General features: G+C 73.4%; 6 protein-coding genes. 4 read left to right on the top strand and 2 right to left on the bottom strand.

What is annotated here, in order from left to right; all coding sequences use genetic code 11:
- Positions 1 to 163: 163 nt before the first annotated feature.
- Positions 164 to 3349 carry a right-handed parallel beta-helix repeat-containing protein gene (locus tag LLG88_12185; protein ID MCE5247661.1) on the bottom strand — a complete coding sequence of 1062 codons (3186 nt, stop codon included), beginning with the start codon at positions 3347 to 3349 and terminating at the stop codon, positions 164 to 166.
- A 288-nt stretch (positions 3350 to 3637) separates the two neighbouring features.
- Here LLG88_12185 and LLG88_12180 point away from each other — a divergent pair, with 288 nt between their 5' ends.
- The 4 genes from LLG88_12180 to LLG88_12165 all read left to right on the top strand — a co-directional run bounded on the left by LLG88_12180 (position 3638) and on the right by LLG88_12165 (position 10045).
- Positions 3638 to 5359, top strand: coding sequence for an amidase (locus LLG88_12180; protein MCE5247660.1), 1722 nt, complete (start codon positions 3638 to 3640; stop codon positions 5357 to 5359).
- Positions 5360 to 5493: 134 nt separating this feature from the next.
- Complete coding sequence (locus LLG88_12175) at positions 5494 to 5838, top strand: hypothetical protein (protein ID MCE5247659.1); 345 nt, start codon at positions 5494 to 5496, stop codon at positions 5836 to 5838.
- Between the two features lie 172 nt (positions 5839 to 6010).
- Positions 6011 to 8761 carry a patatin-like phospholipase family protein gene (locus LLG88_12170; protein MCE5247658.1) on the top strand — a complete coding sequence of 917 codons (2751 nt, stop codon included), beginning with the start codon at positions 6011 to 6013 and terminating at the stop codon, positions 8759 to 8761.
- A gap of 48 nt (positions 8762 to 8809) precedes the next feature.
- Positions 8810 to 10045 carry a S1 RNA-binding domain-containing protein gene (locus LLG88_12165; protein MCE5247657.1) on the top strand — a complete coding sequence of 412 codons (1236 nt, stop codon included), beginning with the start codon at positions 8810 to 8812 and terminating at the stop codon, positions 10043 to 10045.
- 119 nt (positions 10046 to 10164) lie between these two features.
- Here LLG88_12165 and LLG88_12160 read toward each other — a convergent pair.
- A partial coding sequence (locus tag LLG88_12160; protein MCE5247656.1) for a hypothetical protein occupies positions 10165 to 13021 on the bottom strand: 2857 nt, incomplete at its 5' end.

Below are 13021 nucleotides of genomic sequence, written 5' to 3'. Positions count from 1 at the left end.
ACGACGCCGGCGACGAACTTCAGCGCGACCTCCCGCCCCAGCGTCAGGTCGCGCGCGCGGTGCACCTCCCCCATCCCTCCCGCGCCAAGGAACGAGAGGATCTCGAACTGTCCGATCCGCGTGCCCGGAGAGAGCGGCAAGGACGACGTCCTCCTTCACCTCATCAAGGGCAAGCGTTGGTCGAGCGCTGCGAGCCGTTCGACTGCGCGCCGTAGGGACCGAGGCCGCAGACGTTCCGGCCGCGGACCAAGTAGAAGATCGCCTTGCCGGGAGTCACCGCCGCCGTGTCGTTCCACGAGGTCGCGGCGATGCCGGCGGCGAGGCACGTCTCGGACCCGCCCGCGCCGACCGGGAAGTGGTCGGCCGCGCCGCGCACGAGGTCGTAGACGGTCGCCGTCCCCGCCAGGGTCGCGAGGGAGCGCCACGACAGGTGGGTCTTGTCGGTCGCGATGACGACGTCGCCGACGTCGATCGGCACGGCCCAGACCGTCGCGTCGAGCGGCGCGCAGTCCACGAAGTCCGCCGCGCCGTCGCCGTCGCGGTCGTCGGTGGCTTCGTAGGCGCCGATGTCCACGACGGCGACGCCGTCGGCGTTGCCGTCGCGCACCCGCGGCGAGCCGTCGCGGTCGAGCTCACCCGCGGCGACGGCGCCGTTCGAGCCCGCGTCGATGCAGGGCGAGCCGAAGACGAGGCGGTAGTCGCCGCCGGCGCGGTTCGCGAACGACGGGTCGATCGAGAGGTCGGTCGGGGCGGCGGTCAGGTTGATGTAGTTGGCCCCGGTGTTGAACACGTCGTTCGAGGCCAGCGTCGTCGAGGCGGACGAACCGGGATGCTGCCAGATCCCCGAAGAGTTGAAGGCGACGAGGTTGTTCGCCACGAGGTCCGAAGCGGAGAGGAGCACGATCGCCAGGCCGCCCCCGCGCTCGCCGAGGAAGCTGTCCGAGGCGGTGTTGCCGACGATCGTGTTGCCGACGACGGAGAGCGTCCCGGTCGGCTGCTGGACGATCTCGACGTAGACGCCGCCGCCGATCCCGCCGCCGCCCGAGCTGTCGCGCGCGACGTTCCCCGCGACGACGTTGTCCGCGATCCGCCCTTGGAACGTGCTCTGCACGGTGATCCCCGCGCCGGTGAAGGCGACGTTCCCGCTCACGGTGTTCCGCTCGATGTCCACGTCCTGGCAGAGCCAGATGTCCACCGCCCCTTCGGGCGAGCCCATGTAGAGCGGCGCCTGGAGGTAGTGCGAGTTCTGCGTGATCGTGTTGCCGACGATCGCCGGCCGCGCCTTGACGGCGTAGATCGCGGCGCCGTAGCGGGCGTGGTTCGCGCTGATCGTGTTCCCCGAGATCAGCGGCGCGCCGCTCGAAATCAGGATCGCGCCCCCTTGCCCCGTGCTCTCCAGCACCTCGTTGTCGGTGAACGTGTTCCCCGCGACCAGCGAGTAGCTGCCGTACAGCCCGAGCCCGGCGCCGGTCGAATCGGTCACGGTGAACGGGTCGCCGAGCGAGTTGCGCGCGACGACGTTGTTCGCGATCAAAGGCGAGCTGACGTTGCAGTCGACGCCGCCGCCGCGGCCGCCGGGACGGTTCGGCGAGGGGACGGCGCCGCCGGTGTAGACGCCGCCGTTGCGGACGGTGAATCCGTCGAGCGCGCTGACGAGATGCCCGGCGAGCGCGCTGAAGACGACGTTCGGCGTGCCGTCGCCGTCGAGGATCGCCTCGTGCAGCCGCGGGGCGCGCGCGGCGCGCGTCGTCTCCGTTCCGGCGAAGCCGCCGTAGAGATGGACCCACGCCGGCAGCCAGAACCGCTCGACGTACGTCCCCGCGCCGACCCACACCTCGGCCCCGTAGGCCTGCGCGGCCGCGATCCCCGCGGTCACGGTCTTGACCGCCGTCGCCCAGGCGAGGCCGTCGTGCGCGTCGTCGCCGGTCGGCAGGACGTGGACCACCGGGATCGTCGCGTCCCACTGCGTGCCGTCCGACTCGTCGGCGCCGATGTCGATGGCGCCCCCCTGCACCCGCGCCTGTCCGTCGATGTCGGTCCGCCCCGCCCCGGCGTAGGCGGCGTTCCCCGCGCCGATGCAGGGGGAATTCGACTGGACGTGGAAGCGTCCGGTGGCGTAGTCCACAAGCCGCGGATCGGCGGAGATGTTGCCTCCCAGGCCGGTCTGGTCGGCGATCCCCTTGTAGTTCGCCGCCGTCGCCTGCACGGCGTTGCCGTAGACGTCGTTGCTCAGCACCGTCGCCGCCGTCGCCCCCTCGTTCTCCCGCTCCAGCCCCCAGGTGTTGAAGGCGACGATGTTGTTGGCGATCGTGGGGAAGGTTTGGCTCCAATAGACCGCCGAGCCGTTGTTGGCGAAGATCGTGTTGTTGAGGATCGTCGCCGCCTGAATGTCCGAATCGACGAGCGCGATCCCGCCCCCCTTCTCCACCGCGCCGTTGGCGGCGATCACGTTGTCCTCGACCAAGGGCGCGCTGACGCCGAAGGCGATCGCCCGCCCGTCGAGCCCGTGGCCGGAGGCGAAGATCCCGCCGCCGCCGAGGAGCGCGCCGACGTCCTTGAAGTTGGCGGAGTTCTCGAAGATCAGGTTGTTCGCGATCGTCGGCGAGCAGATCTTCGCCGACTCGGTCGTCCAGCAGCCGAAGCCGCCGCCGAAGCCGGAGGTGTAGTTGCGGGCGACGACGTTGCGGCGGATCTCCGGCGAGGCGCCGACCATCGCGATCCCCGCCCCGCCGTCCGCGGCGCGGTTGCCGTAGATCAGGTTGTCGAGGATCTGCGGCTGCGCCTCCGGCGGCACGACGCGGTAGGCCCAGACGAGCATCCCCCCGCCCGCGCCGTCGGCGAGGTTGGACATGATCCGGTTGTTCGCGATCACGGGCGCCGAGCCGAGGACGTAGATTCCGCCGCCGTAGCTCGTCGTGCCGGTGGCGTAGCCGCGGACGACGTCGAAGCCGTCGAGGCGCGTCGCCGGTCCGGCGCTTCCGGTGATCGAAACGACGATGCCGCTGTTCGTCCCGTCGAGGACCGTGCGGTGGGCCGCGACGTTTCGCTGGGAGCGCGCCGTCTCGGTCCCGGCGAAGCCGCCGTAGAGCGCGACGTTCACCGCCATCTCCGAAACGATCCGGTTTTTGACGTGCTCGGGGTAGGTCCCGGCGGCGACCCAGATTTCGTCCCCTTCCGCCGCGGCGTCGATCGCCCCCTGCACGGTCGCCTTGGCGTGGTCCCAGCAGGCGCCGGTGTCGGCGTCGCTGCCGCCGGGGCGGACGCAGAGCACGGCCGCGAAGGCGGCCGGCGACGAGACGATCGCGGCGACGGCCGCGAGAGACAGCGCCGACTTGAGGTGGATGGACATCGAGCCCTCCCCGCGGAGGACCGGGGGCGCGACGACGCGCGGACGGCGCCGCGGAGGGGGCAGGTCGGTCCGGGGCGGAACATCCCGCGGAAGGCGCGGGTCGCGGACCAGGGCGCCGCGAAACATGGGACCACGCGGATATACGGCGCGCGTCCCCTCCGCTCCACGCCTTCTTCGACGGACAATTCCCGCGACGGCCGCCCGGCCGCCGAGGCGCGGCCGGATGCGGGGACGGCGCCGCGGACCCGCGGCACGACGCGTCCCGCGGCGGGCGCGGAGGGTTCGACGATGGCGGAGAGCACGGGACGGCCGGACGGGGAACGCGGCGGACTGAACCGGCGGGGGTTTCTCGCGCAGGGGCTCGGCGCCGGGGCGGCGCTCGCCGCCGTCACGCTCGTCGGCGACGCACGCGCCGACACGCCGGGAAACGGCCCGCCGCCGAACGCGCCGCAGCGGCCGCCCGCGGCGCCCTGCGGGACGGTCGCCCCCGGCGCCGCGCCGCCGTCCGACGAGTTCGAGCTCGCCGAGGCGACGATCGAGGAGCTGCAGACGCGGATGATCCACGGCCGCACGACGTCGAAGCGCCTCGTCGAGCTCTACCTCGAGCGGATCGCCGCCCTCGACGCCGCCGGGCCGCGCGTCAACAGCGTGATCGAGATCAACCCCGAGGCGCTCGCGATCGCCGAGGCGCTCGACGCCGAGCGGAAGAGCAAGGGAGTCCGCGGCCCGCTGCACGGCGTGCCGATCGTGATCAAGGACAACATCGACACCGCCGACCGGATGAAGACGACCGCCGGTTCGCTCGCCCTGCTCGAGGCGCGGCCGGCGCGCGACGGCGCCGTCGCGGCGCGCCTCCGCGAGGCGGGCGCAGTGCTGCTCGGCAAGACGAATCTCTCGGAGTGGGCGAACTTCCGCTCGCCCCGCTCCTCGAGCGGCTGGAGCGGACGCGGCGGACAGACGCGCAACCCGTACGCCCTCGACCGCACGCCCTGCGGCTCGAGTTCCGGCTCGGCCGCGGCGGTCGCGGCGAACTTCTGCGCCGCGGGGATCGGCACGGAGACCGACGGCTCGATCGTCTGCCCCTCGAGCGTCAACGGCGTCGTCGGCGTGAAGCCGACAGTCGGCCTCGTCTCGCGCGCCGGGATCGTGCCGATCTCGGCGTCGCAGGACACGGCGGGGCCGATGTGCCGCACCGTCGCCGACGCGGCGATCCTCCTCGGGGCGATCGCCGGCGTCGATCCGCGCGATCCCGCGACGGCGGCGGCGCGCGGCAAGGTTCCCGGCGACTACCGGCCGTTCCTCAAGGACGCCTCGCTCAAGGGGGCGCGGATCGGCGTCGCGCGGAAGCTGGTCGCCGCCGGCGCGCAGGTGGACGCGATCTTCGAGGAGGCGCTCGCCGCGCTGGCGACGGAAGGGGCGACGCTCGTCGATCCGGCGGAGATCCCGAACGTCGGCGCGTACGACGGCGACGAACTCGAAGTGATGCTCTACGAGTTCAAGACCGGCCTCGAGGAGTACCTCGCCGGCCTGGAGGAGGCGCCGGTCAGGACGCTGGACGAGATCATCCGCTTCAACGAGGAGCGCAAGGCGGAGGAGATGCCGTACTTCGGGCAGGAGCTGTTCCTCGAGGCGCGGAAGCGCGGGCCGCACTCGATTCCGGCGTACCACGAGGCGCTGGCCAAGTGCCGCAAGCTCTCCCGCGCGCAGGGGATCGACGCGGCGCTGAAGCGCCGCCGCGTGGACGCGATCGTCGCGCCGACCGGCGGCCCGGCGTGGACGATCGACTGGATCGCCGGGGACCACTTCGGCGGAAGCAGCTCGACCCCCGCCGCGGTCGCCGGCTACCCGAGCGTCACCGTCCCCGCCGGATACGTCTTCGGCCTCCCGGTCGGCCTGTCCTTCATCGGCCCCGCCTTCAGCGAGCCGCTGCTGCTGCAGTTGGCGTTCGCCTTCGAGCGGGCGACGAAGGCGCGCCGCCCGCCGCGGTTCCTGCCCACGGCCTCCGCGTAGCGGCGCGGACGGCGCCAAGAGGTACGGGGCGCGGCGCGCCGTTCCGCGCGCTGCACGGCGGCGGCGCCGCCGTATATTCCGCCCCTCGCGCCGGCGGGCGCATCGCCGCGGCGCAGGAGAACAGGAGCGACAGCATGAGATCCCTCATCGTCCGCGCGGCGTTGGCCGCGGCGATCGTCGTCGTCGGGTTCGCCTGGGCGGCGCGGGCCGCCGACGCCCCCGTCACGCTCACCGGCAAGATCGCCTGCGCCCACTGCACGCTCAAGGAACCGGACGCCAAGGAGTGCCAGGACGTCCTCGTCGTCGAGGGGGAGAACGCGGGCAAGTACTACCTCGTGAAGAACGACGCGCTGAAGAAGTTCGGCCACACCTGCTCCGGCTACAAGGCCGCGCGCGTGACCGGCGTCGTGACCGAGAAGGACGGCAAGAAGTGGATCGAGGCGACGTCGATCGAGAAGATCAAGAAGGCGAAAGGCTGACCCTGTTCGGGAACTGACCGCACGACGGCCCCCGCCCGCGCGGGGGCCGTTTCTTGCCCGCGGCGCGGCGCCCGCGCAGGGGATGTTTCCTGCCCGCGGCGCGGCGCCCGCGCGGGCCGACGTCACGCGGCGCGCGTCTTTTGTCGGCGCGCATTTGCGCTACAGTTTGCGGATGCGCGTCCTCACGACCGTCGCCCTCGTCGCCTCCGCGCTCTTCGTCACCGCCGCCGCGGCCGATCCGCCCGCGGCGCCCCAGGCCGATCAGCCGGCGGCGCCCCAAGCCGCCCCGAGTCAGGCCGCGCCGCCCGCCGGCGAGCCGGTCGAACTGCGGGCCGAGCGGATTCCGGCGGACGGGGTCGTGCGGTTCGTCCCCGACTGGCGTCCCGCCGCGGCGCCCCGCTGGGCGTTCGCCTTGGGCGGCGGCGGCGCGTGGGGAATCGCCCACGTCAGCCTGCTGGAGGAAGCGGAGCGGGACGGCCTCGTGCCCGACGCGATCGCGGGCACGTCGATCGGCGCGCTGGTCGGCGGCATCGTCGCCGCCGGCGCGGCGCCGGAGGAGATCGAGCGGCTGTTCCGCGAGACGAACTTCAACCTCGCGCTCTCGCGCCCGCCGCGCCCCAAGGGAATGGCCCTGCCCTCCGATCCGCTCGACGACGAGTTCTCGCTCTTCTCCACCGGACGCCAGCGCAGCGGCTCGCGGATGCGCTATCACGGCATGGTTCCCGACACGGCGATCATGATGGAGCTGACGCGCTACCTCGCCCGCCCCGCCGCGATCGCCGGCGGCGACTTCGACCGCCTCAAGACGCCGTTCCGCGCCGTCGCCGCCGACCTCAAGAGCGGCGAGATCTACGCGCCGCGCCGCGCGCCGATCGCCACGATGGTCCGCGCCAGCATCGGTCTGCCGATCTTCAAGCCGGTTCCGCTGGGGGACCGCCTGTTGGTGGACGGCGGCTTCCTGCAGAACGTCCCCGCGCCGGTCGCGCGCACCCTCGGCGCGGACGTCGTCGTCGCGGTCCAATTGACCGCGCAGGGAACCGCCCTGCCCCACGTGGACGACGTGACCTCGCTCAGCGCGATGGTCTCCCGCTCGTTCGAGCTCACCTCCGCGGACCAACGCAAGACGGCGATCGCCGAAGCCGACGCCGTCCTCTCGGTCGCGGTCGGGCCGTACAGCTTCCTCGATTTCGCCGGCCACACCGACCAGTTCCTCGCCGCCGGCCGCACCGCGTGGGCGCGCGGCCGCGGCGCGGCGCTGCGCGCGCTCGAGGCGCACGCCAAGGACCAGCGCGTGTTCGACGTCGTCTCGATCGTCCCGCGCGGCGCGGCGACCTCGGCGCAGGCGAAGGAGATCGCGGAGCGTCTCGGCCTGCCGGCGAAGGTCTCCGCGCTCCGGCTGGAGGTGGAGCTGGTCCGGCTGCTGCGGCGCGGCGACGGCGCCGACGGCCGCGTCCTCGTCGGCGCGAACGGCGAGGCGGCGATCGAGCTCGAGCCGCAGCCGCCGGTGCGCCGGCTGGAGGTCGTCCGTCCGCCGTCGCTCGACGCCTCGTTCGCCCGCCTGCCCGACGCCTGGCCGTCTCCCGCCCTGGCGCTGCGCGCCGTCGAGAGCCGCTTGATGGACGCGCGCCGCGCGGGGTTCTTCCTCGCCGGCGTGACCCGCGCGACGTGGACGCCGGAGAGCGGAGCGCTGCGCGTCGAGGTCGAGGAAGGGCTGCTCTCCGACGTCGTCGTCCGCGACATGGCCGGAACGACGCTCGTCGCCAACGCCGTGCCGCAGGGCACGGCCCGCCTCGACGTCGCCGCCGACGCGCTGAGCGGCGTCTACGCGCGGGGCGAGTTCGCCGAGGTGCAGGGGATCGACGCCGCGCGCGGCGAGGACGGCCGCTTCGCGCTGCGGCTCGACGTCGAGGAGCCGCCGCTCTGGCTCTTCACGATGAACGTCGGCGCCTCGGACAGCCTCGGCGGAACGCTTTGGGGGCGGATGGCCTGGCCCTCGCTCCTCGGCTGGAAGCGCTGGAACCTCGAGATGCGCGCCGCGGCGTGGCGCCTCGGCGGAACGCTCGGCTTCGAGGCCGGCCCGCCCGGCGGCCGCACGCCGCTCTTCGTCCGCACGATCCTCTCGCGCGGCTTCGTGCCGAACTACACGGTCGGCGGCGATCTGCAGGGAACCGACGGCTTCTGGCTGCAGGCGGCGGAGATCGGCCTGCGCACGCCCAACGGCCGCTTCGGCCGCGCCGAACTCGGGATCGCGGGACGCGTCGTGGACGCCTCGGCGCTCGAGCCGACGGCGGGCGCGCCGCCGACGCCGGCCGACGCCAGCACCAGCGGCGATTTCTCGGTGGACGTCACGTGGCGCGCCGACAAGCGGGACGATCCGCAGCGTCCGACGCGCGGCGTGGCCTGGACGGCGACGGCCGTGCTGCCGTTCGCCGGAGCGGACCGCGCCCGCGTCGTCTCCGCCGACTTCAGCGCGCACTTTCCGCTGACGCGCGACGGCGAATGGTCGCTCGCGCTGCTCGGCGTCGGCTCGCGGGCGGAGAAGGACAAGCCGCTGCCGCAGGACCGATGGACCGATCCCGGCGGATGGTGGGAGGCGCCGCGGCTGCTCCCGGGACGCGGCCTCGCCCCCGACACGCTGCGCGGCACGCTCGTGCTGCGGCGCGAGCTCGCCAACATCGCCGGCGTGGCGGTGGTCGGCGGCGCGAGCGCGGCGGCGTGGAAGCTCGGCGAGGACCGCGCCGACGAAACCGTGCCGCGCAACGGCCACGGCTACTCGCTCTTCGCCGACCTGCACACCGGGCGCTTCGGCTCGGTGACGATCGGCACGGCGTGGGGGTCGCTGCGCGGCAACGCCTTCTATCTCGTCTTCGGTCCGCACCACGTTCCGTGGCCCGGACCGCGCCTCGCGCTCCCCGGACGGTGATAACCCGCGCGGCGTGGGCTAGACTGTGGCGCCGCAAAGGATGACTCGATGAGCGACCAGAACGTTTCGCGCTTCAAGGGCAACGTATCCTCCCTCGACCAGGCCGCCGCGGGCGACGAATTCGCGCGCCTGCTCGAAGAGACCGGCAAGGACGAGGTCGCCCCGCTCGCCGCGGGCGAACGCGTGCAAGGACGGATCGTCGCGCTGGGCGAGACCTCGTTCCTCGTGGACGTCGGTCAGCGCAGCGAGGCCTCGGTCGCGCGCGAGGACTTCACGGCCGAGGAGTTGGCCGCCGTCAAGGTCGGCGACGTCTTCGAGTTCCACGTCCGCGCCGCGGACGGAGCGGGGATCAAGCTCGCCCGCGCCGCCAGCGCCCGGAACATGAACCTCGAAGAGCTGACCGAGGCGATGAAGGCCAACCTGCCGGTCGAGGGGCGCGTGACGTCCGAGAACAAGGGCGGCTACACCGTGGACCTCAAGGGGCTGCGCGGCTTCGTCCCGTTCTCGCAGATCGACTACGGCCCGGCCAAGCCGGCGACGGAATACGTCGGGCAGACGTTCCGCTTCAAGATCCTCGAGATCCGCGGCAAGGACGTCGTGCTGTCCCGTTCGGCGATCGTCCGCGAAGAGGTCGAGCGCCAGCGGGCGCAGCTCCTCGCCGAACTGGCCGAGGGGCAGACCCGCCCGGCGACCGTGGTCAAGGTCGAGCGCTTCGGCGTGTTCGTCGATCTCGGCGCCGGCATCCACGCCCTCGCCCCGTCGTTCGAGCTCGGCTGGGGCAACCAGGACGAGGTCAAGGCGACGCTCAACGTCGGCGACACCGTCAACGTGCGCGTGCTCAAGATCGACCAGGAAAAGGGCCGCCCGCGCGTTTCGGTGACGATGCGCTTCGCCGAGGACGATCCGTGGCGCGGCGCCGCGGAGACGCTCGCCGTCGGGCGCAAGGTCCAGGGGAAGGTCTCGCGCCTCGCCCCGTTCGGCGCCTTCGTCGAGGTCGCGCCGGGGATCGACGGGCTGCTGCACATCTCGGCCATCGCGGCCGACCGGCGGCTCAACCATCCCTCCGATGTGCTGAAGGTCGGGCAGACGATCGAGGTCGAGGTCGTCGCCGTGGACGCCGGCGCGCGCCGCGTCAGCCTCAGCCAGAAGGGGCCGGCCGAAGGGGCGATCGACGACGAGACGCGGGCCAAGTACCTCGGCCCGTCGGCGAAGGCCTCGGCCGACGAGGGCGGCGAGACGCTGATGGCGCAGGCGCTGAAGAAGGCGCTGGCCAAAAAGCGCTGAAGCGCCCTTTCCGCCGCGAGGAATCGCGAGGCCCGCGCCGCGACGGCGCGGGCCTTTTCGTTTCGGGCGCCGACGGACCGCAGGCCGGGCCGACGGACCGCCGGCCCGGCGCGCGGCGGTCAGTCGGCCGGGCCGCGGCAGGTCCGCTTCACGGCGCGGATCTTGTAGTAGGCGGTCGCCGGCTCCGCGGCGAGGGCGACGCTCGCCGCGGCGCCGCTCGCGTCGCCGACCAGAACGTCGAACGTCCCGTCCGGAGACGCCGCGCGGAGCAGTTCGTAGAAGTCCACGAACGTCGGGTCGGCGATCGGCGTCCACGCGAACTTCAAGTTCGCCGCGTCCTTGGAGAGCGCGAGCCCCGCGACCGCGGGAGGCGTGACGCCGTCGTCGGCGAGCGCGGACGACGCCGAGTCGGCCGAGCAGGCGCCGTTGACCGCGCGCACGAAGTAGGTGTGCGGCGCCGCGTCGCCCGGCTTGTAGACGTCGCCCGACGCGTAGCCGGAGACGACCGGCGCGCCGTCCTTGTAGAGGTCGTGGCGCGCGGCGCCCGACGCGGCGGCGAACGTCGCCCGCACGCCGTCCCGCTCGCAGAGCGCAACGACGGCGACCGACCCGAGGAGCGGCGCGGAGTACGGCCCGCCGACGGCGAGCGCGGCCGCCGCGGACGTCGCGGGCGACGGGCAGATTCCGCTGACGACGGCGCGGTAGCGCTTGCCGTCGAGGTCCTGTCCCGCCTTGGCCACGGCGAGCGTCGCCGTGCCGGTTCCCGAGTAGGACGCGCCGTCGGCGAGGTCGGCGAAGCTCGTCCCGCCGTCGGCGCTGACCTGCCAGCGGTAGCTCAGGCCCGAGCCGGTCGCCTGGACATTGAAGGACGCGTCGGCGCCGGCGCAGACCGCGGCGGAGACGGGATCGGCGGAGATCGCCGGATGCGTGTCCACGACGACGCTCTTCCCCGCCGACGTCGCGGGGCAGCCGCGCGTGTTGGTCACCGTGACGCCGTAGACGCCGCCCGCCGTCGCGACGTAGCTCCGCCCCGTCGCGCCGTCGATCGGCGCCCCGTCGCGGTTCCACTGGTAGGACGCGAAGGCGCCGGTCGAGACCGTCGCCGACTCGCACGCCTCCGCGGGGCCGGAGACCGACGGCGAAGGGTCGGGATCGATCGTCACCGCGTGCGCCGCAGAGGTCACGATCGTGCAGGCGCGCGTGTAGCGGACGGCGTAGCTCCCCGCGGCCGTCGCGGCGTAGGTCGCGCCCGTCGCCCCGGCGATCGCTTTCCCGTCGCGGAGCCACTGGTAGTTCGTCATGCCGGTCTCGGTCGTCAACGTCGCCGCGTTCGAGCCGCAGGGGTTGATCGCCGGGCCGGCGATCGTCGGTGCGGGAACGACGACGGTCGCGAAGCGCGCCGCGCCCGCGATGCCGTCGACGAAGACCGTCGCCGTCGCCGGGCCCGGAGGCAGGCACCACCCGGTCGAGGACGTGAACGACGTGCCCGAGGCCCCCGCCTGCGGATCGAGCGGCAGGAAGACCGTCTGCTCGCTGTCGAGGCGGCGGAGTTGAAGCAGCGGGTAGTTCGTCGCGGAGCTCTGGTAGCCGCCGCCCGAGCCCTCGGGGCCGAGGCCGTTCAGGCCGGCGAAGAGCGTGCCGTCGGCTTCGACCTTCTCGCCGGCGACGATCGGATCGGTCAGCGCGCTCGCCGCGGGACGCCACGCCTCGGCGGCGCCCGAGCCGGCGTCGTACAACTCGGCGCTCGCCAAGGTCGCCTGCGTCGCGAGTTCGAACCCGCCGGCGATCAGCGTCCTCCCGTTCGGAAGGAGGGTCGCGGAGGCCAAGGTGCGGACCGCGGCGAGCGAGGGTCCGACGACGAATGTCCCGTTCGCCGGGTCGTAGAGCTCGGTCGTGCCCAACGAGGCGTAGCCGTCCACGCCGCCGGCCATCAGAACCCGCCCCGAAGGAAGAAGCGTCGCCGTGTTGTAGTACCGCGTCCCCGCCATGCTGCCGGTCGCGGCGAACGTACCCGCCGCCGGATCGTAGAGTTCGGCGCCCCCCGCGGGACCGGAGCTCACCAGTCCCCCGGCCAGCAGGACCTTTCCCGAAGGCAGCAGCGTCGCGGTGTGGTAGTAGCGGGCGGCGACGAGGTTCGCGCCGGCGACGAACGCGCCCGTGATCGGATCGTACAGCTCCGCGGGGACCCACGGGCCGTTGGAGATGCTCATGCCCCCGGCGATCAGCACCTTCCCGTTCGGCAGCAGCGTGGCGGTGTGAAACTCGCGCCCTTTGACGAGCGATCCGGCGGCCGTGAAGAAACCGGTCGCCGGGTCGTAGAGCTCGGCCGAAGCGAGACGCTGGTTCGAAGCGTCCCGCCCGCCCGCAAGCAGAACCCTGCCGTCCGGAAGCAACGTCGCCGTGTGGTTCCGACGCGCCGTCGTCGTCGCGCCGGTCGCGGAGACGCCGCCCAGCCCCCCGTTCGCGGCCGGATCGAACAGCTCGGCGCCGGTGTCGCCGACGCCGCCGGCGATCAGGACCTTGCCGTTCCGCAGCAGCGTCGCCGTGTGGCCCACCCGTCCCTCGACGAGCGGGATCGGCGCGCCGAACCTGCCCGTCGCCGGGTCGTAGACCTCGGCCGTCGCGCCGCCGGCGACGAGGACCTTGCCGTTCGGCAGCAAAACCGAGCGGTGATTCCGCCGCGCCTCGGCCATCGACGCGGTCGGCGCGAACGCCGCGGACGACGCGTCGTACTGCTGCGCGACGGCGAGCGGCGCGGCGTTCCAGCCGCCGAGCAGCAGCGCGCGCCCCGAGGGGAGCAGCGTCGCCGTCTGGTCCGCCGCCGCCGCCGGCGGCGCCGCGACGGTGGTCCACTGCTCCGTCGCCGGATCGAAGATCTCCGCGGACGCGGCGACGCCCGCGGCGCCGTTTCCGCCCGCCGCCAGCGCCGTTCCGTTCGGCAGCAGCGAGGCCGCGAAATCGAAGCGGGCCGCGGCG

This window comes from bacterium (assembly GCA_021372775.1).
GTDB lineage: Bacteria > Acidobacteriota > Polarisedimenticolia > J045 > J045 > JAJFTU01.
The sequence above is the reverse complement of the archived record's forward strand: the minus strand, read 5'-3'. Positions and strand labels throughout refer to the sequence as shown.